At 70.9% G+C, this 23,929-nt stretch carries 26 protein-coding genes and 1 tRNA gene; 16 read left to right on the top strand and 11 right to left on the bottom strand.

Features of this window, described 5'->3' with window-relative positions; translation table 11 throughout:
* Positions 1–31: 31 nt before the first annotated feature.
* The gene (locus ACZK5D_RS06250) at positions 32–616 is read right to left on the bottom strand and encodes a DUF1349 domain-containing protein (RefSeq protein WP_458993798.1); all 585 of its coding nucleotides are present in this window, start codon (positions 614–616) and stop codon (positions 32–34) included.
* Between the two features lie 50 nt (positions 617–666).
* Between ACZK5D_RS06250 and ACZK5D_RS06245 the strand changes: the two genes are divergently transcribed.
* The 5 genes from ACZK5D_RS06245 to ACZK5D_RS06225 all read left to right on the top strand — a co-directional run bounded on the left by ACZK5D_RS06245 (position 667) and on the right by ACZK5D_RS06225 (position 6,619).
* Complete coding sequence (locus ACZK5D_RS06245; protein WP_458993799.1) at positions 667–1,668, top strand: aldo/keto reductase family protein; 1,002 nt, start codon at positions 667–669, stop codon at positions 1,666–1,668.
* 71 nt (positions 1,669–1,739) lie between these two features.
* Positions 1,740–1,816, top strand: a tRNA-Met gene (locus ACZK5D_RS06240).
* Between the two features lie 99 nt (positions 1,817–1,915).
* Positions 1,916–4,237 (top strand): RecQ family ATP-dependent DNA helicase, encoded by a 2,322-nt coding sequence (locus ACZK5D_RS06235; RefSeq protein ID WP_463664663.1) that lies wholly within the window; start codon positions 1,916–1,918, stop codon positions 4,235–4,237.
* 98 nt (positions 4,238–4,335) lie between these two features.
* Positions 4,336–5,487: a baeRF3 domain-containing protein gene (locus ACZK5D_RS06230; RefSeq protein ID WP_458993800.1), complete on the top strand. Its 1,152-nt coding sequence runs from the start codon at positions 4,336–4,338 to the stop codon at positions 5,485–5,487.
* Between the two features lie 157 nt (positions 5,488–5,644).
* A complete protein-coding gene (locus ACZK5D_RS06225) occupies positions 5,645–6,619 on the top strand; it encodes a LacI family DNA-binding transcriptional regulator (RefSeq protein ID WP_458993801.1) in 975 nt (324 codons plus the stop codon).
* Between the two features lie 4 nt (positions 6,620–6,623).
* Here the strand turns inward: ACZK5D_RS06225 and ACZK5D_RS06220 are convergent, their stop codons facing one another.
* Entirely contained in the window at positions 6,624–7,790 is a 1,167-nt protein-coding gene (locus tag ACZK5D_RS06220; protein WP_463664662.1) for an FUSC family protein, read from the bottom strand.
* Between the two features lie 120 nt (positions 7,791–7,910).
* On the opposite strand from ACZK5D_RS06220, the gene ACZK5D_RS06215 reads away from it, so the two are divergent.
* The 6 genes from ACZK5D_RS06215 (at position 7,911) to serA (ending at position 14,041) form a co-directional block, all read left to right on the top strand.
* Positions 7,911–9,413: an ABC transporter substrate-binding protein gene (locus ACZK5D_RS06215; RefSeq protein ID WP_458993803.1), complete on the top strand. Its 1,503-nt coding sequence runs from the start codon at positions 7,911–7,913 to the stop codon at positions 9,411–9,413.
* Between the two features lie 5 nt (positions 9,414–9,418).
* Positions 9,419–10,378: an ABC transporter permease gene (locus ACZK5D_RS06210; RefSeq protein WP_458993804.1), complete on the top strand. Its 960-nt coding sequence runs from the start codon at positions 9,419–9,421 to the stop codon at positions 10,376–10,378.
* Entirely contained in the window at positions 10,375–11,184 is an 810-nt protein-coding gene (locus ACZK5D_RS06205) for an ABC transporter permease (RefSeq protein ID WP_458993805.1), read from the top strand. The genes ACZK5D_RS06210 and ACZK5D_RS06205 overlap by 4 nt, the downstream gene beginning before the upstream one ends.
* Positions 11,181–12,008, top strand: coding sequence for an ABC transporter ATP-binding protein (locus ACZK5D_RS06200; RefSeq protein ID WP_458993806.1), 828 nt, complete (start codon positions 11,181–11,183; stop codon positions 12,006–12,008). The genes ACZK5D_RS06205 and ACZK5D_RS06200 overlap by 4 nt, the downstream gene beginning before the upstream one ends.
* Positions 12,005–12,778, top strand: a complete 774-nt coding sequence (locus ACZK5D_RS06195) for an ABC transporter ATP-binding protein (RefSeq protein WP_458993807.1) — start codon at positions 12,005–12,007, stop codon at positions 12,776–12,778. The genes ACZK5D_RS06200 and ACZK5D_RS06195 overlap by 4 nt, the downstream gene beginning before the upstream one ends.
* A gap of 69 nt (positions 12,779–12,847) precedes the next feature.
* Positions 12,848–14,041 (top strand): phosphoglycerate dehydrogenase, encoded by a 1,194-nt coding sequence (serA, locus tag ACZK5D_RS06190; RefSeq protein WP_458993808.1) that lies wholly within the window; start codon positions 12,848–12,850, stop codon positions 14,039–14,041.
* Between the two features lie 19 nt (positions 14,042–14,060).
* Here serA and ACZK5D_RS06185 read toward each other — a convergent pair whose 3' ends face one another.
* From ACZK5D_RS06185 to ACZK5D_RS06170, 4 genes are all read right to left on the bottom strand, one after another.
* Complete coding sequence (locus ACZK5D_RS06185) at positions 14,061–14,858, bottom strand: inositol monophosphatase family protein (RefSeq protein ID WP_458993809.1); 798 nt, start codon at positions 14,856–14,858, stop codon at positions 14,061–14,063.
* Positions 14,859–14,927: 69 nt separating this feature from the next.
* On the bottom strand, positions 14,928–15,902 hold the full coding sequence (gene rsgA, locus ACZK5D_RS06180; RefSeq protein ID WP_458993810.1) for a ribosome small subunit-dependent GTPase A: 975 nt from the start codon (positions 15,900–15,902) through the stop codon (positions 14,928–14,930).
* 7 nt (positions 15,903–15,909) lie between these two features.
* Positions 15,910–17,166, bottom strand: a complete 1,257-nt coding sequence (gene aroA, locus ACZK5D_RS06175; RefSeq protein ID WP_458993811.1) for a 3-phosphoshikimate 1-carboxyvinyltransferase — start codon at positions 17,164–17,166, stop codon at positions 15,910–15,912.
* On the bottom strand, positions 17,166–17,780 hold the full coding sequence (locus tag ACZK5D_RS06170; RefSeq protein ID WP_463664661.1) for a DoxX family membrane protein: 615 nt from the start codon (positions 17,778–17,780) through the stop codon (positions 17,166–17,168). Before ACZK5D_RS06170 ends, aroA begins: the two co-directional genes overlap by 1 nt.
* A gap of 25 nt (positions 17,781–17,805) precedes the next feature.
* Between ACZK5D_RS06170 and ACZK5D_RS06165 the strand changes: the two genes are divergently transcribed.
* The 3 genes from ACZK5D_RS06165 to ACZK5D_RS06155 all read left to right on the top strand — a co-directional run bounded on the left by ACZK5D_RS06165 (position 17,806) and on the right by ACZK5D_RS06155 (position 19,535).
* Complete coding sequence (locus ACZK5D_RS06165; protein ID WP_463664660.1) at positions 17,806–18,501, top strand: SOS response-associated peptidase; 696 nt, start codon at positions 17,806–17,808, stop codon at positions 18,499–18,501.
* Between the two features lie 147 nt (positions 18,502–18,648).
* Entirely contained in the window at positions 18,649–19,263 is a 615-nt protein-coding gene (locus ACZK5D_RS06160) for a sigma-70 family RNA polymerase sigma factor (RefSeq protein ID WP_458993814.1), read from the top strand.
* Positions 19,263–19,535, top strand: coding sequence for a mycothiol system anti-sigma-R factor (locus ACZK5D_RS06155; protein WP_458993815.1), 273 nt, complete (start codon positions 19,263–19,265; stop codon positions 19,533–19,535). Before ACZK5D_RS06160 ends, ACZK5D_RS06155 begins: the two co-directional genes overlap by 1 nt.
* Positions 19,536–19,597: 62 nt before the next feature.
* Here ACZK5D_RS06155 and ACZK5D_RS06150 read toward each other — a convergent pair whose 3' ends face one another.
* Positions 19,598–19,672: a 50S ribosomal protein bL37 gene (locus ACZK5D_RS06150; protein ID WP_458996527.1), complete on the bottom strand. Its 75-nt coding sequence runs from the start codon at positions 19,670–19,672 to the stop codon at positions 19,598–19,600.
* Between the two features lie 95 nt (positions 19,673–19,767).
* Here ACZK5D_RS06150 and ACZK5D_RS06145 point away from each other — a divergent pair, with 95 nt between their 5' ends.
* Positions 19,768–21,210: a sensor histidine kinase gene (locus ACZK5D_RS06145; protein WP_458996528.1), complete on the top strand. Its 1,443-nt coding sequence runs from the start codon at positions 19,768–19,770 to the stop codon at positions 21,208–21,210.
* On the opposite strand, the gene ACZK5D_RS06140 is transcribed toward ACZK5D_RS06145, so the two are convergent.
* Positions 21,211–21,774, bottom strand: coding sequence for a protein-L-isoaspartate O-methyltransferase family protein (locus tag ACZK5D_RS06140; RefSeq protein WP_458993816.1), 564 nt, complete (start codon positions 21,772–21,774; stop codon positions 21,211–21,213).
* A gap of 27 nt (positions 21,775–21,801) precedes the next feature.
* Positions 21,802–22,053 carry a WhiB family transcriptional regulator gene (locus tag ACZK5D_RS06135; RefSeq protein WP_458993817.1) on the bottom strand — a complete coding sequence of 84 codons (252 nt, stop codon included), beginning with the start codon at positions 22,051–22,053 and terminating at the stop codon, positions 21,802–21,804.
* 168 nt (positions 22,054–22,221) lie between these two features.
* Between ACZK5D_RS06135 and ACZK5D_RS06130 the strand changes: the two genes are divergently transcribed.
* Complete coding sequence (locus ACZK5D_RS06130) at positions 22,222–22,599, top strand: hypothetical protein (protein ID WP_458993818.1); 378 nt, start codon at positions 22,222–22,224, stop codon at positions 22,597–22,599.
* A gap of 6 nt (positions 22,600–22,605) precedes the next feature.
* Here the strand turns inward: ACZK5D_RS06130 and galK are convergent, their stop codons facing one another.
* Entirely contained in the window at positions 22,606–23,748 is a 1,143-nt protein-coding gene (gene galK, locus ACZK5D_RS06125) for a galactokinase (protein WP_458993819.1), read from the bottom strand.
* On the bottom strand, positions 23,748–23,927 hold the full coding sequence (locus ACZK5D_RS06120; RefSeq protein ID WP_458993820.1) for a DUF6104 family protein: 180 nt from the start codon (positions 23,925–23,927) through the stop codon (positions 23,748–23,750). The genes galK and ACZK5D_RS06120 overlap by 1 nt, the downstream gene beginning before the upstream one ends.
* Positions 23,928–23,929 lie beyond the last annotated feature (2 nt).

Below are 23,929 nucleotides of genomic sequence, written 5' to 3'. Positions count from 1 at the left end.
GCTAGCCGACGGCGGGCAGCGGGACCCCGGCTCAGTGGAGGGCCTCGTCGGCCGGCCCTGCGGTCCACTCGTGGAACCGCACCACGAGGCCCGACCGGGTCGGGGCACACGTGAACGGCCCGGCCGCGGCGCGGGCGTCGACGGGGAAGGGCGCGACCCGCACGAGCCCGAGGGGCTCGCCGTCGAGCCCGGCCCTGATCGTCAGGGCGTCCCCCGAGCGCGACACCCGGACCCGCACGCGACGGCCGAGCCACGCGTCCACGGGCGCCACCGACCAGTCCGAGACCGGGTTGGTCACCACGGCGCCCAGCTGGGGGTGCCCGTCGGCGAACTCGACGCCGGCCTTGACCCAGCAGTCCGCGGCCGCGACCACGAACAGGCCGGCCTGGTCGAACTGCTCGGAGTAGTCGGCGGTGAAGACCACCTCCATCGCCGTTCCCGTCTGGAACGGAGCCACGAGGGCGTGCTCGGTGTCGTGGACGAATCCGTAGGACGTGACCCGCCACGCGTCGGAGCCCTCGGCGGCGGTCACCACGAGGTCCGTGCCCTCCTCGTGGGAGTCGTCGGGCGGCGTCGTCCAGGTCCCGGAGGCCCAGTGCAGTGGTGTGCTCTTCACGTGGGTCGACGCTACCGCGTGGCCTGGACCGGGGGAGTAGGTTCTGGTGCATGAAGTATCGCTATCTGGGTAATTCCGGCCTGAAGATCACCGAACTGACCTACGGCAACTGGCTCACGCACGGCTCGCAGGTGGAGGCCGACACCGCGACCGCGTGCGTGCGGGCCGCCCTCGACCACGGCATCACCTCGTTCGACACCGCCGACGTGTACGCGAACACGGCCGCCGAGGTGGTCCTGGGCGAGGCTCTGAAGGGCGAGCGCCGCGAGTCGCTGGAGATCTTCACCAAGGTCTACTGGCCCGTGGGCCCGAAGGGCGCCAACGACGTCGGTCTCTCGCGCAAGCACATCATGGAAGGCATCAACGGGTCGCTGAAGCGGCTCCAGATGGACTACGTGGACCTCTATCAGGCCCACCGCTACGACGTGGAGACCCCGCTCGAGGAGACCATGACGGCCTTCGCCGACGTGGTCCGTCAGGGCAAGGCGCTCTACATCGGCGTCTCCGAGTGGCCCGCCGACAAGATCCGTGAGGCGGCGCGCTACGCCAAGGAGCTGAAGATCCCGTTCGTCTCCAACCAGCCGCAGTACTCGATGCTGTGGCGCGTGATCGAGGAGCAGGTGGTGCCGGCGTCGCAGGAGGTGGGCGTCTCCCAGATCGTGTGGTCGCCCATCGCGCAGGGCGTGCTCACCGGGAAGTACAAGCCGGGTCAGCCCGCTCCCGAGGGGTCGCGTGCAACCGACACCAAGGGCGGCCAGGGCATGATCAGCCGCTGGATGCGCGACGACGTGCTCACCAAGGTGCAGGGCCTGCGCGCCATCGCCGACGAGGTGGACCTCACCATGGCCCAGCTCGCGGTGGCGTGGGTGCTGCAGAACGACAACGTCGCCGCCGCGATCATCGGGGCCTCGCGTCCCGAGCAGATCGCCGAGAACGTCAAGGCGAGCGGCGTCGAGATCCCCACGGACCTCATGGAGCGCATCGATCAGGTGCTGAGCGGCATTGTCGAGCGCGACCCGGCCAAGACGACGGTCCCCGAGGGTCGCCCCTGACCCGTGCCCCCGTCGCTCGATCGTCCTCGATTTGGATTGTCCGCGGGCAGTCCCTATAGTTGTCAGAGCGACGCGGGGTGGAGCAGCTCGGTAGCTCGCTGGGCTCATAACCCAGAGGTCACAGGTTCAAATCCTGTCCCCGCTACCACACAGGAACTCCCGTCCAGCCACGGCTGGGCGGGAGTTCTTCCATGTTCACCGCAGGTCGGCCGGCCTGGGCGCGTCGGTCGATCGCTGTGATGAGGGAATGTCAGCGCGTGGTGGCAGGGTGGTGGACATGATGACCCACGCCTGGTTGGACGAGCCGCCACCGGACCCGGAGACCCTGCCGCCGGACGACTTCGACGAGCAGTGGCTGTGGGAGCCCTCCGTTCCCGCCGGCCTTCAGCCCGCCGTCGCGGCCCCGGCCTCCGCCCCGGCGGTGCAGCGCGGGGCGGCCGGTCTCCGCGACGAGGCCAGGGAGATCCTGAGGGCGCTCACCGGGAGTTCCGACGCCGACTTCCACACCGGCCAGTTCGAGGCGATCGAGGCGCTCGTGGCGGATCATCGCCGCGCGCTGGTGGTGCAGCGCACGGGTTGGGGCAAGTCCGCGGTCTACTTCATCACGGCGCTGCTCCAGCGCAGGGCCGGATCGGGGCCCGCCCTGATCGTCTCGCCCCTGCTGGCGCTCATGCGGGATCAGGTCGCGGCCGCCGAGAGGGCCGGCGTGCGCGCAGCGGCCATCAACTCGGCCAACGTCACCGAGTGGTCCGAGATCGAGCAGGCGCTCGACGCCGACCGGGTGGACGTGCTCTTCGTGTCGCCTGAACGCCTGGTCAACCCGGTGTTCAGGGCGGAGCAGCTCCCGCGGCTGGTGCAGTCCTGCGGCCTTCTGGTCATCGACGAGGCGCACTGCATCTCGGACTGGGGGCACGACTTCAGGCCCGACTACCGGCGCATCCGCGACCTCATCTCGGAACTCCCCGAGGGTGTGCCCGTCCTGGCGACCACCGCCACGGCCAACTCCCGCGTCGTCGACGACGTGGCCGAACAGATGGCGGCGGGCGGTCATGAGGTGTTCACCCTGCGCGGCGCCCTGGCGCGCGACTCGCTGCGGCTCGGCGTCCTCGATCTCGGCACCCCCTGGCGCCGCCTGGCCTGGCTCAGCGAGCATCTCGGGGCGCTGCCGGGCAGCGGCATCGTCTACTGCCTCACCGTCGCCGCGGCGGAGGATACGGCCGCATTGCTGGCGAAGGCCGGCCACCGGGTCCTGCCCTACACGGGCCGCACCGATCCGGCGGAGCGACTGGTCGCCGAGGAGGCGCTGAAGCGCAATGAGGTCAAGGCACTGATCGCCACGTCCGCGCTGGGGATGGGCTTCGACAAGCCCGACCTCGGGTTCGTCGTCCACCTGGGGGCCCCGAGCTCACCGGTGGCGTACTACCAGCAGGTCGGCCGGGCCGGCCGCGCCACCGAGAGCGCCGACGTCCTGTTGCTGCCGGGCGCGGAGGATCAGGCCATCTGGCACTACTTCGCCACCAACGCGATGCCGACCCAGCGCAAGGCCGATGCGGCACTCGAGGCCCTCGCCGGGGCCGACCGCCCCTTGTCGGTGGCCGCACTGGAGGCCCGCGTCGACATCAGGCGGGGTCCGCTCGAGCTGCTCCTCAAGGTGCTGGCGGTCGACGGCGCGGTGAGATCGGTGCAGGGCGGGTGGGTCTCGACGGGTGCCCCGTGGACCTACGACGCCGACCGCTACGGCCGGATCGCCGCCGCCCGGCTCCACGAGCAGCGCGCGATGCTCGCCTACGAGCAACTCGACCAGTGCCGCATGGCGTTCCTGACCGCCGAGCTGGACGACCCGCATACCGCCGCCTGCGGCCGGTGCGACGCCTGTGCGGGCCCCTGGTACCCGACCGAGGTGACGTTGACGGCGGGCCAGGACGCGCAGTCGGCACTGGACCGCGTGGGCGTCCCGCTCGCCCCACGTGCGTTGTGGCCGAGCGGCCTGGACAGCCTGGGCGTCCGGGTCGACGGTCGCCCGGTCCGGGGCAAGATCCCGCCCGAGCAGCTGCTCGCCGCCGGGCGTGCGGTCGCCCGGCTCTCGGACCTGGGGTGGGGCGGGCCGCTGCGTGAACTGTTCGCCTCCGATCGGGACGGAAACCCGGTCGACGCCGAGGTGCCTCCCGAACTGGGGAGGGCCTGCCTCCGGGTCCTGCGGGAGTGGGAGTGGGACGCCCGTCCGGTCGCGGTCGCGTGGGTGCCGAGCCTCGGACGCCCACGCCTGGTGGAGTCGCTCGCCACCGGCATCGCGACCGCCGGGCGCCTGGAACTGCTGGGTCCCCTCGGCCTGAGCCCCAGTGCGGACCGTCTGAGGGGTTCGACCAACAGCGCGTTCCGCGTTCGAGACGTCTGGGATCGATTCACCGTGCCCCCGGACATGGCGGCCCGCCTGACGCGTCTCGACGGACCGGTCCTCCTGGTGGACGACCTCGTCGACTCCCGCTGGACCATCACCGTCGCGGGGCGGATCCTGTTGCTGGCCGGGGCCGCGGCCGTGCTCCCGTTCGCGCTCGGTTCGGCCGGGTGAGCCCTGCGCCCAAGCTCCGCAGGTGAACTTGTGAAGGCCCGGACGGAGCCCGGTCAGTCGTCGTAGGCTGGAGTGATCCCACCGATGGAGGAGGATCCATGGACCTACTGAACCGCTCGGACATCCAGGCTCTCGCTGCCTCAGAGGTCAAGGGGCCGCATGTGTCGCTGATGCTGCCCACCCACCGCTTCGGAGCCGGCATCCAAGCGGATCAGGTGGTGTGGAAGAACCTCGTCACCGGGGCCGAGGCCCTGCTCCTGCAGGACCTGCGGCGCGCAGACGTCGATGCGCTCCTGGCTCCCGCCCGCGAACTCCTCAACAACAACTTCGCCTGGCAGTTCATGAGCGACGGCCTGGCCATGTTCCTCACCTCCGAAGGGTCGCAGATGGTGCGGATCCCCGCGTCGCTGCCCACGCTCGCTGCGGTGGGTGACCACTTCGTGACTGGCCCACTCATGCGGCTGCTGTCCGGCGACGCGCACTTCCTTCTTCTGGCCATCAGTCAGGGCTCCGTGCGCCTGATGGACGGCACCCGTCACACCGTCCGCCAGATCGAGCTCGACGACGTGCCCACCAGCCTGGCAGACGTGGTGGAGCCGAGCGGCCGCTCGGACTCCATGGCGCGGACCCTCAACGCGGGTCGCGGCGGCAGAGCCGTGTTCTACGGCCACGGCGTGGGCGCCGACGAGGCGAAGCGCGACGACGTCCTCCGCTTCTTCCGCGAGGTGGAGGCAGGCCTCCGCGAGGTGCTGGCCGGCCAGAGCGCGCCGCTTCTCCTCGTGGGGCTGGAGCAGAACGTGGCCGCCTACCGGGAGGTCAACACCTACGCGGGGGTGCTCGACGAGGCGGTCCACCGCAGCCCCGACGAGCTGTCCGCGGACGCGCTGCACGAGGTGGCCTGGCCGCTCATCGAGGGCCGGCTGCGCGCCGAACGGACCCGCCTCATCGAGCGGTTCCGCGCGCTCCTCGCCACGGGCGGCCAGGTGTCCACCGACGCCGACGCGGTCAGCGATGCCGCGGAGCAGGGACGCGTGGACACGCTGTTCATGCGTGCGGACCCCTGGTGCTGGGAGCGGGTGCTCGACGGTGGCGAACCCGCCGTGGTGAGGCTGGGCACCGACGACCGCTACGCGATGTGCGAGCAGGTGGAGGCGGCCGCCGTCGCCACCCTCACGAACGGGGGCATGGTCCACGCCACCTCGGAGGAAGTGGTGCCTGACAGCGAGCTCGCGGCCATTCTGCGCTACTGACATACCCGCCCGGCCCGAGACCTCCCCGGCGCGCCTGGGGCCGTGGCGACGTGCCACGCGGGCGGTGTCAGAACGATAACGATTCGGCCGAGTCCGTTGACACCCGCTTCCTGACGGCGACAGCATTGCGGCACCTTGAACGATCAACGGAGGCCCGATGAAGAAGCCGACGCTCGCCAGCCTGGCCGCGGAACTCAAGGTTTCGCGTCAGACCATCTCGAACGTCATCAACTTCCCGGACCGGGTGCGGGTGGAGACCCGGGCGCGCGTCCAGGCCGCCATCGACCGGTCAGGCTACCGCCCGTCGGTGGCGGCGAGGGCGCTGCGCAACCAGCGGGCCATGGCGCTCGGCATCCGGCTCAGCCCCCCGCGCAACGGCATCTCTGGGGCCTTCATGGACGGGTTGCTACGTGAGGTGGTCATGGCCGCCGACAAGCGCGGCTACCGGGTCGTCGTGTTTCCCGCCTCCGACAGAGACGAGGAGGTCGAGCGGCTGGTCGAGCTGCGCGCCAGCCTCGCCATCGACGCCGGGATCATCACCGACACCTGGACCGGCGACCAACGTCCAGACCAGCTCGCGGAGGAGGGCGTGACGTTCGTCGCCTTCGGCAGGCCGTGGGCGGGTCCGGACCACGAGGCATGGGTGGACGTCGACGGACGGTGGGGCGCGGGGGAGGCGGCCCGGTTCCTGCTCCGGCGCGGCCACGCGCGGATCGGGTTCATCGGCTGGTCGGACGGCTCGCCGGTGGGCGCGGACCGGCGGGCGGGCTGGCAGGAGGCGCTGGGCCTGACCGACGACGAGGCGGCCCTGCTCACAGTGGAGGGCGAGGATTCCGTCGACGCAGGCGGCGCGGGGATGGGGGAGCTGCTGGCACGGGGCGCCACGGCCGCCGTCTGCGCCTCAGATGCGCTCGCGCTGGGCGCGTTCATCCACAACACCGGGGTGACCAGGCCCGACGTGGTGGGCTTCGATGACACCCCGGTGGCGCGTGCCATCGGGCTGCCCAGCCTGCGGCAACCCGTCGACGAGCTGGCCCGGATCGTGCTCGACAAGGTGCTCGCCCAGCTGGCGGGGACCGACGAGACCGGCGGGGAGCTCGTGAGGCCCGTCCTCGAGACCCGCGGACACTGACCGGTCAGTCCATGTCGGGCACGGCGTCGCGCGCGTCGGTGTAGTCCTCGCCGCACAGTTCCATCAGGTCCACCAGCATCGAACGGACCTGGGCGAGCACCACCGTCGACGACAACCTCGGCAGGATCGGCACGTGCGCCGACCGCTCGGCCAGGTCGCGCAGCGCGCCGAGCTTCGCCGTCGGAAGGCGCCGGGCGAACAGCTCCGCCGCGCACTCGTCGATCACCTGAGCAAACTCCATGAGCAGGGCCAGGTACTCTCCGGGCACCGTCTCCCCGCGGTAGGTGGCCACCGCGCATCGCCGCGCCAGCACGCGCAGGTTGCGGATGAATCTGTCCAGCGGAACCACCAGATCCGAGACCTGCAGCGCCGTGTCGCGGTGCCGCCGCAGGAACGGCGAGGTGCGCACCACGGCCATCCCCTCCTGCGCCGCGGACAGCAGCTCCGCGAGCTCGGCCTCCGTCGCCCGGGCGCGCTCCAGCGTCTGCTCGGCCTCGTCGACGTCCCCCGTGCGCAGGGCCCCCACCATCGCCCGCACAGTCAGGGCGGCCTCGTGCAGCACCTTCGCCGCGATGATCCTCGGCCGGTCGATCGGCGAGGTGGGCGCCACCGTCGCAAACAACAGGGCCACCGCGCAGCCCACCAGAGCGTCCTGCCAGCGCGAGATTCCAGCGTCGACCCCAGGGAGCACCGTGAGTACCGCGGCGGCCTGCACCGCGGACTGCGTCACCATCAGGGTCCTCGCGCCCAGCCAGGTGGTGATCGACATCGCCATGGCCACCACCAGGACGATCTGCCAGACCCCCGTGCCGAAGAAGTGGACGAACACGTCTCCGACGAACACGCCGATCGTGACTCCGACGGCGACCTCGACGACGCGCCCGAGCCGCTGGCCGAACGAGAACCCCAGGCAGATGATGGCCGCGACCGTGGCGAGGAACGGCTCCTCGTGGCCCAGCAGGCGCCTCGCGATCCCCCACGACACCCCGGCCGCCAGGGCGATCTGCATGATCATGAACAGCCGCGACCGCCACCGCCCCACGCGTCGCTGCTGCGACCGCCACCCCCGCCGCGCCGTGCGCTCGGACAGGTCGAACGCCTGCACCGAGGCCCGCTGCAGCGCCCGCCCGGTGTCGTGCCACGAGAAGCCGTGCCGTTCCTCCTCCGCCATGGCGCCTATCCTGCCCGGTTCCTCCGCGCTACGCCGCGCGCGAATCCACACGGCGCCCGGTGTGCCCCAGCGGTAGACTGACCACGCCGTTGCCCGTTGCCGGAAGGGAACACGAAGAACATGCGCCGAGCCCGCACCCTGGGGATCGTGGTGGCCCTCCTCCTGTCTGTGGTGCTCAGCGCCTGCACCCGGCCGCCGGCGGTCGAGGAACAGGTCAGCACGTTGAACATCGGAGCCACGGGGGAGCCCGCCGGCCTTGACATGATCACCGTCTCGGGCGCGGGCACGCCGTTCGTGCTGCTGTACAACGTGTACGAGACGCTCGTGAAGCTCGACGGCGAGGGCACCATCCGTCCGCTGCTGGCGTCCGAGTGGCGCACGTCGGAGGACAACACTGTCTACACCTTCACCATCGACCAGGGTGCACGCTTCGCCTCCGGCACCGACGTGACCGCCGAGGCCGTCGTGCAGAGCTTCGAGCGGAACCGAGGTGAGTCGGCCACGGACCAGATCAAGGGCAAGTGGGCGCTCGTGGAGACCATTGAGGCCACCGACGAGGACACCGTCGAGGTCACGCTCAGCCAGCCGTCGAATCAATGGCTCTACGAGATGACGGGCCCTGCGGGCATCGTCACCGACCCCACCGGCGCCGCGAACCTCGACACGGCCCCGGCCGGATCCGGGCCGTTCCAGTTCGTGAAGTGGGAAGAGGGCTCCTATGTGGAGCTCAAGGCGAACGACAGCTACTGGGCCACGCCCACCCGCTTCGACTCGGTCTTCTTCCGCTACTACGCGGACCCCAACGCCATGAACACGGCCATGCTGGCCGGCCAGCTGGACATCGTGTCCAACCTGACGGTGCCGCAGGCCATCGGTCAGTTCGCCGACGAGGAGCGCTTCACGGTCCACGAGGGCACCACCGACGGCGAGGTGGTGCTGGGCTTCAACCACCGCACCGCTGCCCTGCAGGACCTCAAGGTGCGCCAGGCCATCAACCACGCCATCGACCGTCAGGCGCTGGTCGACGCCGTCTGGGGCGGCAAGGGCACCCTCATCGGCTCCATGGTGCCGCCCACGGATCCCTGGTTCGAGGACCTCTCGGACACCTACGTGTACGACCAGGCCAAGGCGCGGGAACTGCTCGCCGAGGCCGGCTTCGCCACCGGGCTGACGCTGCGCCTCCGGGTGCCGAACCTGCCCTACGGCCCGCCCGCCGGGCGCTTCATCGCGGCCAAGCTCAAGGAGGTGGGGATCACCGTCGTGCTCGACGAGCTGGAGTTCCCCGCCCGCTGGCTGGATCTGGTCTACACGGCCCACGACTACGACATGACCATCGTGGCCCACGTCGAGCCCAGGGACCTCGGGGCGTTCGCGAACCCGGACTACTACTGGGGCTACGACAACCCCGAGTTCCAGGCCCTGATCGCGGAGGCCGACGCGGGGACGCCGGAGGAGCAGGTGGCCAAGCTCAAGGAGGCAGCGCGGATCCTCGCCGACGACGCGGCGGCGGACTGGCTCTTCCTCCTGCCCAACCTCATCATCACCACACCGGAGATCTCCGGCATCCAGGCCAACCAGATCAGCCTCGCCTTCGACCTCACCACGATCGCCGCCAGGAGCTGACCCACATGGCCCTTCGCCGGGTGGGCGTGCGGGTGGCCTGGCTGCTCGCGAGCCTCCTGCTGGCGTCCCTGCTGATCTTCGCCGCCACAAACGCCCTCCCCGGGGACATCGCCCAGGTCATCCTCGGGACCAACGCCTCGCCCGGCGAGGCGGAGCGGCTCCGCGCCGAACTCGGGCTGGACCGCCCCTTCCTCACGCGCTACCTGGAGTGGCTGTGGGGCGCCGTCCGCTTCGACTTCGGGGTCTCGTACATCAGCCGGCGCCCCATCGCGCCGCTCATCGCCGCCAGGCTCGAGGTCTCGGCCTGGCTGATCTTCTTCGGCATGATCGTGGCCATCCTCATCGCGCTCCCGGTGGGTGCCTACGCGGCGATGCGCCGTCGACACCTCGACGGGGTCGCCGTCTCCGCCCTGTCCCAGGTTGGCCTGGCCGTGCCCGCGTTCTGGGCGGGCATCTGGCTCGTCGTCATCTTCGCCGTGCAGCTGCGGTGGCTGCCGGCCGGCGGCTACGTGTCCTACTGGGACTCGGTGGGGGACTGGGCCACCCACCTCATCCTTCCCGTGGCCTCACTGGCCATCGTCCAGGCCAGCGTCATCTCCCGCTACGTGCGCAGCTCGGTGCTCGAGGTGCTCCACGAGGACTACTTCCGCACCGCCCGCGCCGTCGGCTGGTCGCGGACGGGGGCGTTGTGGCGCCACGGCGTCCGCAACACCGCCATCTCGCTCCTGACCGTCATAGGGCTGCAGCTCGCCACGCTGCTGGTGGGGGCCATCATCATCGAGCAGGTGTTCGCGCTGCCCGGGCTTGGCTCGTCCCTGCTGCTGGCGGTGTCCCAACGCGACCTTGGCGTGGTCCAGGCCATCGTCCTGCTCCTGGTCTGGGCGGTGCTGTCCATCAACTTCCTCATCGACATCGCCTATCAGTTCATCGACCCGCGGCTGCGTCGAAGCGGCGAGGCGCCATGAGGCACGCGACGCTCTACGCCGGCGCCGCCCTGATCAGCGGCGTGGTCCTGATGGCGGTGGTCGGCCTGTTCTGGACCCCGTTCCCGCCCGACGCGGTGGTCTCCGCACCGCTGCAACCCCCCGGCGCGCCCTACCTGCTGGGCACCGACGGCCTCGGCGGGGACATCGCGTCGCGCCTGATCAGCGGCGCGCGGATCTGCCTCATGGTGGGCATCGTCTCGGTGGGGGTCGCGGCGGCACTCGGCGTGCCGCTGGGCATCCTCGCGGGCATGGTGCGTGGCTGGGCGGGGGAGATCCCCGCGCGCCTGGCCGACATCCTCTACGGGTTCCCCGCGCTGCTCCTGGCGATCCTCTTCGCGGCGGCGCTCGGAGGATCCACCTGGACGGCGATGATGGCCATCGCGCTGGCGTCGATCCCCGCCTTCGTGCGCATCGCGCGCGCGGCCACCCTTCAGGTGATGAGCCAGGGCTACGTCGAGGCGGCGAGGCTCAGCGGCACGCCCCACCTCGCCGTCGCCTGGCGTCACGTGCTCCCCAACATCGCCCCCGTCCTGGGCGTCCAGGTCTCGGTCAGCATCGGCATCGCGATCCTCGCCGAGGCGGGGCTGTCCTACCTCGGCCTCGGATCGGGGCCCGAGGCGCCGACGTGGGGACGGATGCTCCGCGACGCCCAGGGATACATCTTCAACGCGCCCCTCATCGCGCTGTGGCCGGGCCTCGCCATCGCCGTGACCACGATGGGCTTCAACCTTCTCGGCGACGGCCTGCGAGACGTGCTCGACCCGAGGCTGAGGGAGATCAGATGAGCCACCTCGAGGTCGAGGACCTCCGCGTCACCTTCGGCAGCCGGCAGAAGGCCGCGCTCCGGGGGATCAGCTTCACGGTCGGTGAGCGGGAGCGGCTGGGGATCATCGGACAGTCCGGGTCGGGCAAGTCCGTGACGGCGCTGGCGATCATGGGGCTCCTGCCGGCGCACGCGCAGGTCACCGGCAGCATCCGGCTGGACGGCAGGGAGCTCGTCGGGCTGCCGGAGAGGGAGCTGCGCAGGCTCCGTGGAGACGAGGTCTCGATGATCTTCCAGGAGCCGATGACCGCGCTGGACCCCACCATGAAGGTGGGCCGCCAGGTGGGCGAGGTGGTGGCGCTCCACCACGGTGAGCGTCGCGGGAGCATCCACGACGAGGTGCTCAGCTGGCTGGGCCGCGTCGGGATCGCGGAGCCGCAGCGGATCGCGGGCTCCTATCCCCACGAGCTCTCCGGCGGACAGCGGCAGCGCGCGCTGATCGCCATGGCGCTGGCCAACCGCCCGGGGCTGGTGCTGTGCGACGAGCCCACCACCGCGCTGGACGTGCTCGTCCAGCGCCAGATTCTCCAGCTGCTGGCGGACGAGCTGGCGGACAGGGCGGCCGTCTTCGTGTCCCACGACCTCGCCGTGGTCCGCCAGGTGTGCCAGGTGGTGGCCGTGATGCTGGACGGTGAGATCGTCGAGCAGGGCCCCATCGACGAGGTCGTCGCCGACCCACGCCATCCCTACACCCAGGGCCTGATCGCCTCCGCGCGCGTCGACCGGGTCCCTCCCGGCCAGCCCCTGCCTAGCGTGGCCGACTTCTATCCGGGAGTCCCCGCATGAGCCTGGTCGAGCTGCGCGAGGCGGAAGTCACCTACCGCAGGGCAGGCACCGAGTTCGTCGCCCTCCACGGCGTGAACCTGACGGTGGAGAGGGGGGAGCGGCTCGGCATCGTCGGCGGCTCCGGCTCCGGCAAGACCACCATCGCGCGCCTGATGCTCGGGCTGCAGGCCCCGTCCCGAGGTGACGTGATCGTCGACGGCCGCTCCATCGTCGGGCTGCGGGAGAGGGAGCGGGGCTTCCTGCGGGCGGCCGCCTCCATGGTGTTCCAGGACCCCAACTCGTCCCTCAATCCCCGGATGCGGCTGGCCGACATCGTCTCCGAACCGCTGCGCTCCCCGGTCCTGCGGGGGCGCGGGGACGTCCCGCACCCGACACGAGAGGTCATCACGGGCGCCCTGCTCGGCGTCGGCCTCGCCGAGGAGATGATGGACCGGTTCCCGCACCAGCTCTCGGGTGGGCAGCGGCAGCGGGTCGCCATCGCGCGGGCCCTCATCAGCGACCCGACCCTGCTGGTGGCCGACGAGCCGGTCTCAGCGCTCGACGTGTCCGTGCGGGCCCAGGTGCTCAACCTGCTCATGGCGGAGGTGGCGGAGCGCTCGTTGACGCTCGTGCTGGTGTCGCACGACCTCGCGATCGTGCGGCACATGTGCGAGCGGGTGGTGGTGGTCAACGCTGGGCGCATCGTCGAGCAGGGCGCCGTCGGCGACGTCCTCGGCTCGCCCCGGCACCCCTACACGGCCGCCCTCGTGGACGCGACCCTCACCCTCTGACCAGCGCCTCCGTACGCCGCGAGCGGACGGGTTCGGGGCGCCGGGGCGCACGGGCCTAGAATGCCCAGCGTGAAGGCACTGCTACTTGAGAACATCCACGCCGACGCCGTCAAGGCGCTCCAGGCCAAGGGCTACGAGGTGGACAGCCGCCCCGGAGCGCTCGCCGAACGCGACCTCATGGCCGCCCTCGAGGGCGTCGACTACCTGGGCATCCGGTCGCGCACCTACGTGACGCGCAAGGTCCTCGAGTCCGCCACCCGGCTGAGCGCCATCGGCGCCTTCTGCATCGGCACCAACCAGATCGACCTGGACGCCGCCACCGACCACGGCGTCGCGGTGTTCAACGCCCCCTACTCCAACACCCGCTCCGTCGTGGAGCTCGCCGTCGCCGAGATCATCTCCATGGCGCGCCGGCTCACCGACCGCAACCGCGACATGCACGCAGGCATCTGGGACAAGTCCGCCGTCGGCTCGCACGAGGTGCGCGGCCGCACCCTGGGCATCATCGGCTACGGCAACATCGGCTCGCAGCTGTCGATCGTCGCCGAGGCGCTGGGCATGCGGGTGCTCTTCTACGACCTCGTTGACCGGCTGGCGCTGGGCAACGCACGCCGCGTCGACTCGCTCGAGGAGCTCCTGGCCCAGGCGGAGACCGTCTCCCTGCACGTCGACGGCCGCCCCGAGAACGCGGGCATGTTCGGCGCCGAGCAGTTCGCCCAGATGCGTCCCCGCTCGCTGTTCCTCAACCTGTGCCGCGGCGCGGTCGTCGACCTCGACGCGCTGTACGACAACCTCGTCTCCGGTCACATCGCCGGCGCCGCGATCGACGTGTTCCCCTCGGAGCCCAAGGCCAAGGACGAGCCCTTCGTCTCCAGGTTGCAGGGCCTCAGCAACGTGATCCTCACCCCGCACGTGGGCGGCTCGACCCAGGAGGCCCAGGTGGACATCGGCCGCTTCGTGGCGGGCAAGCTCAACGACTACGAGACGTTGGGCTCCACCGCGATGAGCGTCAACCTGCCGGAGGTGCCGGCCGGCCCCACGTCGACGGCGCGGATCGTGCACCTGCACCACAACGTGCCCGGCGTGCTGGCCCGCCTCAACCAGCTCTTCGCCACGCACAACATGAACATCGGCTCGCAGACGCTCGCCACGCGCGGGCAGCTGGGCTACGTGGTCACCGACGTGCAGGGGGAGAAGTACGACGGGCTCCTCGCGGACCTGGAAGCGCTCGACGAGACGGTGCGCGTCCGGGTCCTCGGCTGAGACCGGGCTTCCCCGGCGCTCAGCCCGGGGGGCGCAGGTGGTCCATCACGGCCTGATGGAGCAGGCCGTTGGTCGCCAGCGCCCCCGGCCCTCCCACCCCGTCGACGCCGTCGAGGTTGGAGAAGCGCCCGCCCGCCTCGCGGACGATCACGTCCAGGGCGGCCATGTCGTAGAGCGCGAGGTCAGGCTCGCACGCCACGTCGACGCAGCCCTCGGCCACCAGCATGTAGCTCCAGAAGTCGCCGTAGGCGCGGGTGCGCCAGGAGTTGCGCATGAGGTCGATGAAGCCCTGGCCCCGCCCGGTCTCGACCCACTCGGCGATGTCGGAGTAGGACAGCGACGAGTCCCCGATCTCCGCCACCCGGCTCACCCGCAGCTCCGTGGCGCTGAGTATTGAGCGGCCGGTGTATGCGCCGCCGCCCGTGGTGGCCCACCAGCGCCTGTTCAGGGCCGGGGCCGAGACCACCGAGGCGGCGATCTGCCCGTCCACCTCGAGCGCGATGAGGGTGGCCCACACGGGCACGCCTCGCAGGTAGTTCTTGGTGCCGTCGATGGGATCGATGATCCAGCGCCGCGACGACTCCCCGGTGTCGCTGAACTCCTCGCCGTGGACGGCGTCCCTGGGCCTGGTCCGGGCCAGCGTGCGACGGATCGACTGCTCGACGGCGGTGTCGGCCTCGGTGACCGGGGTGTTGTCCGGCTTGCTGGTGAACCGGAGGTCCTGTGCCTTGAACCGGCTCATCGACAGCGAGTCCGCGTCGTCCGCCATGAGGTGCGCCAGGCGCAGGTCGTCAGTGAGGTCCCTCGAAACAGCCATGGGGCCAAACCTAGTGGGTAACCCTGCCCGGTGAGTTCAGGGACATGGCCCGCGATGCGCGGCGCGGGCTCAGACGAACGCCCGGCCCATGCGGCGGAAGGATGCCAGGCGCTCCGGTGCGAGCTTCCCCTCCGCGACTGCGTCGTCGAGCGCGCACTCGATGACGCCGGTGATGTGGCTGCAGCCGCGCGGGCAGTCCTCGGCGAACTCGGCCAGGTCCGGGAAGGCGCCCAGGATCGACGAGGTCTGCACGTGGCTGATCCCGAAGGACCGGACGCCGGGGGTGTCGATGATCCAGCCGCCGCCGGGCAGCTCCATGGCGATGGCGGAGGTGGAGGTGTGGCGCCCCTTGCCGGTCAGCTCGCTGACCTCCGCGGTGGCGCGCCCCGCGCCGGGGATCAGGCGGTTCACCAGCGTGGACTTCCCGACGCCGGAGTGGCCGACGAACACGGTCACCCGGCCCGTCAGCGCCTCCGTGATCGCGGAGAGGTCCGCCTCTGGGTCCGTGACCAGGATCGGCACGCCGAGAGGGTCGTACGCGGCGCGGAGCTCGTCGGGGCTGGCCAGATCCGCCTTGGTGAGGCACAGCACCGGGTCGATCCGCGCATCGAAGGCCGCCACCAGGATGCGGTCGATCATGCCCATGCGGGGTGTGGGATCGGCGAGCGCGGTCACGATGAACAGCTGGTCGGCGTTGGCGACGATCGGGCGCTCGAACGTGTCCGCGTCGTCTGCCGATCGGCGCAGCACGGTCGTGCGTTCCAGCACCTCGACGATGCGCGAGAGCGTGCCCTCCTGGCCCGAGGTGTCGCCGTCGAGACGGACGCGGTCGCCCACCAGGACGCCCCCCTTGCGGTCTATGAGCCGCCCGCGCACCGCCGTCAGGTCCTGGCCGTCGAGCGTGCAGCGGTACCGGCCGCGGTCCACGGAGATGACCCGCGCCACCGGGAGCGCGGCGTAGTCCGGCCGCTCCTTGGTGCGGGGGCGGGAGTGCCGACGGGGGCGGTCGAACCCGCTGTGATCGTCCTCGCGCAGTGACTTCACGAAGGCGTCACCGGCCGACGAGCCCGCGCCAGTCGCGCGCGAAGTTCGGCATGGTCTTCGAAACGCAGTCCAGGTCCGTGACCTGGATGCCGCTCACCCTGAGCGCCAGCAGCGCCGCGAAGTGGACCATCCGGTGGTCGGCGTAGGTGTGCAGCACCGCGGGGCGCAGCTCCCCGCCGCCGACGATCCGGAGGCCGTCGGGGGTCTCCTCGGCGTCCGCGCCCAGCCGGCGCAGCTCCGTGACGAGGGCCGCGATCCGGTCCGTCTCGTGCCCGCGGATGTGGGCGACCCCACCGATGGTGGTGGTGCCGGTGGCAAGGGCGCCGAGTGCGGCCACGACCGGGGTGAGTTCGGAGGCCGTCGTGAGGTCCACGTCGATGCCGGTGAGCGCCCCGCTCCCCCCGACGGTGACCCGATCACCCCGCCGCTCGACGGAGGCGCCCATGCCCCGCACCACATCCAGGAAGAGGGCCCCGGGCTGAAGGCTCCGGGCGGGCCAGCCAGGCACGGTGACGCGGCCGCCGGTGACCGCGCCGGCAGCGAGGAAGACCGCGGCGTTGGTGAGGTCCGGCTCGATGGTGTGGCTGCGGGCGGCGATGCGCCCCGGCGCCACCTGCCAGGTGCGCTCGTCAGGCTCCGCGACCTGGACCCCCACCTCGCGCAGCATGGCGGCGGTCATCTCGATGTGCGGGCGCGAGGGCAGCCTGTCACCCGTGTGCCGCAGCGTCAGGCCGCGGGGAAGCCGCGCGCCGATCAGCAGCAGCCCCGAGATGAACTGGCTGGACGCGGACGCGTCGATGTTGGCCGTGCCGTGAGCGGCCAGCGGGGGAGTGAGGGTGAAGGGGAGCGCGTCGGCCGAGACCTGGGCGCCCAGCTGCCGCAGCCCGTCGAGGAGCGGCGCCATGGGGCGCTCGCTGGCGTGCGGATCCCCGGTGAACGACGAGGGCCCGTCCGCGAGCATGGCGACGGGGGGCACGAACCGCATGACCGTGCCGGCGAGCCCGCAGTCGATGCCGGCGGCGCCCCTGAACCGCTGCGGCGGGGTGATCACGAGAGTGTCCCCGCGTTCGGCCACCTCGACGCCCAGCGCCCTGAGCGCGCCGATCATCAGGGCCGAGTCACGCGACTCCAAGGCCCCGACGAGGGTGCTGGGGCCGTCCGCCAGGGCGGCCAGGACCAGCGCCCGGTTGGTCTCCGACTTCGAACCGGGGACGACGACCTCGCCCGCGACGGGGGACTGGGTGAAGGGGAGGGGGTGGGTCATCAGTTGACGCTGGCCTCGATCTTCCTGCTGATCGACTTGGCGGACCTGCGGGCCTTCCTGGCCAGCTGCTTCGCCCGCTTCTCCGCCCGTTCGGCGGCCTTCTGCGCGGATCGGCTGACGTCCGCGCCGAGCGCCGAGGCCTTCTTCTCGGTCACCTTCGCCGCGTGATCCGCCCGCCACGACAGGCTGGGCCTGCCCTCCGTGTCCTGGGCGGCGAGCACGGCGGCACCCAGCAGCGCGGCGTTGCGCAGGATCTCGGGACGGGCCGCGTCCTTGGCCACCCGGGTGGCGTCCTTGTCCGGCAGCGCGATCGCGAGGTTGAGCACCGAGGCCTTGGCGAGCAGCAGCGCGCCCAGGCGACGGCCGATGCCCGTGGCGTACATGGCGCCGCCGGCGATCTGCGCAACGCCGGAGATGCGCACCCACGTCTCCGCCCTCTCGGGCACGTAGGCCGCGACATCAGCGGGCACCACCCGTTGCAGCAGGGGGGTCACCGTGGAGGTGAACCGCTCCGCGTCCGGGGCGATCTCGGCCGGCCTGGTGACGGCCTTGACCCCCTCGGCGATGAAGTAGCTGGCGAACAGACTCCTGGCAACAAACCGCAGCAGACTCATGCCGCCACAGTACTAGGGTTGGACCATGTGCGGACGGTACGCGGCGACCGCGAACCCCGATGAGCTCGTCGAGGAGTTCGAGATCTCCTTCGTGGCGGAGGAGATGGCCGAGGTGTGCGCCCCGCGCTACAACATCGCCCCGACGGACCCGGTGCCCGCCGTCGTCGAGCGGGCGGCCGACGGCGGGGTGACCCGCAAGCTGGTGCCGCTGCGCTGGGGGCTGGTGCCGAGCTGGGCGAAGGCTCCCGGCTCCACCATGATCAACGCCCGCGTCGAGACCCTCACCGAGAAGCCGGCCTACCGGAAGGCTGCCGCATCGCGGCGGTGCCTCCTGCCCGCCGCCGGGTACTACGAGTGGCGCACGGAGAGGCCCGCAGGCGCCGCCAAACCCGTCAAGCAGCCCTACTTCCTCCATCCGCCGTCGGGACTGTTCGTCATGGCGGGTCTGTACGAGTTCTGGAAGGGGCCCGACGGGTGGGTGTCGTCGACCACCATCATCACCACAGACGCCACCGACGAGCTGGGCTGGGTGCACGACAGGATGCCCATGACCCTGCCGAGGGAGCACTGGGACGCCTGGCTGGACCCGGGGGCCACCGATGCCGCGGCGGCGGTGGGGCTGCTCGTGACGCCCACGACGCTGGCTCACCGGAAGGTGTCGCGTGCGGTCAACACGGTGGGCACAGACGGCGCCGCCCTGATCGAGCCCCTGCCGGACTGATTCCCACAAGGCGGGAATAGACCCCGGGGGGTGTGTGTTGAGGTGGGCATGACGCCCGCCGCACCCCCACTCGCCACGCCTGGAGAGCGTTCCGCGGCGGTGGCACACGCGGAGAGCATCGTCGCGCAGGCGCTATTCTCGATCCTGATGGACAGCGAGCTTGCCGCGGCCCCGGATGCCGCCGACACCCTCGACGCCGATGCCGAGGCGTTCGAGGAGGAAGCGCTGAGCCATCTGGACCGGCTCTTCGCTGCGGCCATGCGGATGACCCGCAACCCGGCAGACGCCGAGGACATCGTGCAGGAGACCTACGCCAAGGCGTTCGCGTCGCGGCACACGTTCTCCCCCGGGACCAACCTGAAGGCCTGGCTGTACCGGATCCTCACCAACACCTACATCAACGCCTACCGCAAGGCCCAGCGCTCGCCGCAGTCCAGCGGCGACGAGGACGTCTCAGACTGGCAGCTCGCGCGTGCCGCGTCCCACGACTCGGCGGGGCTGCGGAGCGCCGAGATGGAGGCGCTGGACCAGACGCCCGACGGCGTGGTGTCCGAGGCCATCGCCAGGCTCCCCGAGAACTTCCGCATGGCCGTCCTGCTCAGCGACGTCGAGGGGTTCTCCTACAAGGAGATCGCCGAGATCATGGGCACCCCCATCGGCACCGTCATGAGCCGGCTCAACCGCGGCCGCTCACAGCTGCGCGACCTCCTCGCCGACTACGCCCGCGAGAACGGGATCGGCCGAAGGACCGGAGGTCGGTGATGGCAGATCCCGACATGTTCTCCCACGAGCACGACGAGATGGACGAGTGCGTCGCGGCCCTCTCGCAGGTCCACTCGTTCCTCCGCAACGAACTCCTCGAGCACGACGCGGACCTCATCCGGCTCCACCTCCACGCCTGCGAGCGATGTATGGAGAACTTCGAGATCGAATCCACCATCACGGAGATGATCCAGCGCAGCCAGCTGTCGGCGAAGGCGCCGGCCACGCTGACTGCGCGGATCCAGACGCTGCGCGTGACGCGCCGTCCCTGACCCTGGCAAGACAACAGCCCCCGCAGGAACCCGCGGGGGCTGAAGTGCGTCATGGCCTCGGCTCAGGTGTTGGGCCGCTTGCCGTGGTTGGCCTTGCTCTTGCGGCGGGCGCGGCGCTTGCGTCCGGTCTTTCCCATGGGGGCTCCTCGTGTTCAATACCTGCGGGACACCACATTGTGCCAGATGGGGGCCCGCGCACGCGAAAGGCCATCCGTGGCAAGCTGGGCCCGTGATGCGAGACCTCGGACAGTTGACCGACGACGAGTGGCTGGACGCCTTCGTCTCCCAGTGGCATCTGCTCGCAGATCTGAGCTTCTCGGACCTGGTGCTGTGGAAGCCCCTCAGCGAGGAGGGCGACGTGTTCGCCTGCACCGCACAGGTGCGCCCCGTCACGGGGCCCACCGCGCTCGAGGAGGACATCGTCGGGGAGCTGATCGAGTTCGAACCCGACCACCAGGTGACGGTCGCGTTCATGACCCACGCGATCGCGGAGACCAGCGACAACGAGATCGGCGCCGGCATCCCCGTGGACGTCTGGGCGATCCCGGTCCTGCGCCATGACCGCCCCATCGCCGTCATCGAGCGGCACACCAACCAGATGGGGATGCGGGCCACCGGCGCACTCGAGGAGAACTTCATCGAGGCCGCCGAGATCCTCACCCAGATGCTGATGCGCGGCGAGTTCCCGCTGGTGACGCCGTCGGACAAGGCGCTCGCCCCGCGCGCCGCAGACGGGGTCCTGCGCGTCCAGCCCGACGGCGTGATCTCGTTCGCCAGCCCCAACGCCGTGACCGGCTTCCGGCGCCTGGGGGCGGTGGGCGACATCGAGGGCGAGCACTTCCGCGACCTCACGCGCCAGCTGCGGGAGGGCGTCGAGTCGATGGGCCAGACTGTGGACGCCGATCTCGACGGGCGCCTCACGCTGGAGTTCGACGTCGAGTCGCGCGGGGCGTCCATGCGGTTCGTCCTCCTCCCGCTGTGGCTGGAGTACACCTCGGCCGGCATGCTCGTGCTCTGCCGCGACACCACGGACCTCCGCCGACGGGACCGGATGCTGGTGACCAAGGACGCCACCATCCGGGAGATCCACCACCGGGTCAAGAACAACCTCCAGACCGTCGCCGCGCTCCTGCGCATGCAGTCGCGCCGGCTGTCCTCCCCGGAGGGCAAGGAGGCCCTGCGCGACGCGATGCGCCGCGTCTCGTCGATCGCCATGGTGCACGAGACCCTCAGCTACAGCCTCGGGGAGGCCGTCGAGTTCGACGTGGTGTGCGACAAGATCCTCGACATGGTCGGGGACCTCGCGGCGCACCACGGCACCGTCAAGGCCCGCAGGCGCGGCACGTTCGGGGTGATCCCGGCGGAGATGGCCACCTCCCTGTCCATGGTGATCACCGAGCTGTGCCAGAACGCCGTCGAACACGGCATGGACAGCTCCTCAGGGTGCGTCGAGGTGCTGCCAGACCGCGACGGCGACAGGCTGACCATCCGCATCGTCGACGCCGGGCACGGCCTTCCCGACGACTTCAAGCTCGGCAACCAGACGTCGCTGGGCCTGGCGATCATCTCAACCCTGATCAAGGATCTCCACGGCTCGCTGACCATCGAGAACCGGGAGGACTCGCGGGGCGCCGTGGCGACGATCGCGTTGCCGGTGCCGCCCGTGGTGCCCTGATCACCTCAACGGCACGAAGCTGAACCGCCCCCTCGCCCGCCGGCGCGACAGCCGGCCGTCCGCGGCCCGCTCCACCACCATCATGTCCGAGGCGGCCGGGAGGACCATCCGCCCGCCCGGGGCGAGCTGGGCCTCAAGCTCCGCGGGGACCCGTCCGCCGTCCGCGGACACGAGAATGCGGTCGTAGGGGGCGTCCTCCGGCCAGCCGAGCTGGTTGCCGCGGGCCAGCTCGATCCGCACCCAGGGGCGGTGGTCCGCCAGGTTCACGCGCGCCATGTCCACGAGCTCCGGCACGAGTTCCACCCCGATCACCGAACCGGTGGGGCCGACGAGCTCGCCGAGCAGGGCGGAGGTCCAGCCAGAGCCGCTGCCCACGTCGAGCGCGCGCTGACCGGGTCCGGCGTCGAGAAGCTCGAGCATGTAGCGCACCGTCGAGGGTTGCGAGTTGGTCGAGCCGTGGCCGATGGCCAGTGGCGCGTCGACCGCGGCGTAGCGTCGCTGATCCGGCGGGAGAAAATCAGAACGGGGGGCCGAGGCGAACGCGGCCCCGAGGCCGCTGGTCATGGCACCAGTGTGCGCCTCGACGGGCTCTCAGGAGGTGCGCAGCCGCGAACGGGCGGCACGGCGCTTGATCGCCCGGCGCTCGTCCTCGCTCAGCCCACCCCAGACGCCGTGGTCCTGGCCGGCCTCAAGGGCCCAGGACAGGCACTGCTCACGAACGACGCACCGCATGCAGATCTTCTTGGCTTCCTCGATCTGTTGCAGCGCGGGCCCGGTGTTTCCGACAGGAAAGAACAACTCCGGATCCTCGGTGAGGCAGGCGGCCTTGTGGCGCCAATCCATAGTTGGAGCTCCTTCGTGTCGGCAAATGTTCGCGGCAAAGGCAGCCGCCAAGCTCAAGCAGGTTACCCTCGCGGTCCACGATAGGCAATAGCGGCGGGCCGCACGTGGAACCACACCCAAACTGGCCCAACTTGTTGGATAGGGGCGGGGTGAGGCACGCTCAGGTGCGTGAATGCCGTCCTGCGCCGTCCCCTGCTCGCCATCAGCGTCATCCTCACCGCCGTGACCGGTCTTGCCGCCGTCGGGATCGGCGTCGGGGCACTGGTGGTGAACTCCAGGCTGTTCGCGGTGGGGATCGCGGCGGTGCTCATCGCGTACGGCGCCTCGCTGCTGCTGATCGCCTGGCTGGTGCTGAAGCGGTTCTCGTGGGCCCTGGGCCTGGTGGTCGCCTCGTCGTTGCTGCACCTCATGGTGGTGGGCAGCTTCCTCACCACGGCGGACCGCGCCCAGTTCATCGGCAGCCTGATCGTGGCGCCGTTCGTGCTCGCGACCGTGATCGCCTCCGTGCTGGCGGTCGGCCGGCGCGAGCTCGAACGTCTCCGGTAGCGCGCGTCAGACGAGCCGACCCGCGCCAGGGGCGGGGGTCACGGAGAACCACTCCGGCGCGCCGTACCCGGCGTCGGAGAAGGCCCGGGCCACAGCCCGTCCGATGCGGTCCGCCTCGCCCGCCTCGGTGAGCGCGATGATGCAGCCACCGAAGCCGCCGCCCGTCATGCGGGCACCCAACGCGCCCGCCTCGCGGGCGGCCTCGACGGCGAGGTCCACCGTGGGGACCGTGATCTCGTAGTCGTCGCGCATCGAGGCGTGGGAGGCGTCGAGCAGCGGCGCCAGGGCGGCCAGGTCTCCCGCCTTGGCCAGCTCGAACGCCTGCAGGACGCGCTCGTTCTCCGTCACGACGTGGCGGACCCTGCGGCGCAGAGTCTCGTCGTCCAGCCGGTCGAGGGCGTCGACCAGATCGGTCACGTCGCGCAGAGCGGCCACACCGAGGATCCGGCATGCCTCCTCGCAGGAGGCGCGGCGTGCGCCGTATTCGCCGTCGACGTGGCTGTGGGGCGTCTTCGTGTCGAGCACGAGCATCTCGAAGCCCTGCTCGGCCATGGGGAGCGGTACCTGCTGGGTCTCCAGGGTGCGGCAGTCCAGGAACAGGCCCGAGTCCTTCTCGCACAGCGTGCTGGCCGCCTGGTCCAGCAGGCCGGTGGGCGCCCCCACGTACTGGTTCTCGGCGACGCGGGCGAGCTTGGCCCGGTCCATCCTGGGGATGTCCAGCCCGTACAGATCCGCCAGCGCCGCGACGGTGGCGCACTCGATGGCCGCGGAGCTGGACAGGCCGGCGCCGAGCGGCACGTCTGAGGTCATCACCAGGGTGGCACCCCCGACGGCGTGACCGGCCTCGCGGAGCGCCCAGGCGACACCGGCCAGATAGGACGACCAGCCGTCGGCGTTCGGGGCGAGATCCGCGAGCCGCACATGCACCTCGTCGTCGAGCTCGAGCGAGACCATGACCAGCGTCTCGTCGTCGCGCCGGCCGGCGGCGATGACCGCCTTGCGCTCCAGCGCGAACGGCAGGACGAACCCGTCGTTGTAGTCGGTGTGCTCACCGATCAGGTTGACCCGCCCTGGCGCGAACCACAGCCCTTCCGGCTCCGAGCCGGTCAGCTCCCGGTACCGCCCGGTGAGTGCATCAAGATCGAGCATCAGTCGTCCTCCTCGTCATCCAGCCTGGCCAGCCACGAGGCGAGGCGTTCCACCGGGGTCTCGAACTCCGGGTTCAGATCAACAAATGTGCGCAGCTGATCGGCGAGCCACTCGAAGGTGATCTCCTCGTGGCCGCGCCGATCAACGAGCTCCTCGAGCCCACGGTCGGTGAAGTACACCG

The sequence above is a fragment of the Tessaracoccus yangjingae genome, assembly GCF_055326235.1.
Note: the sequence above shows the minus strand (reverse complement) of the source record. Positions and strands in the feature narration are given on the sequence as shown.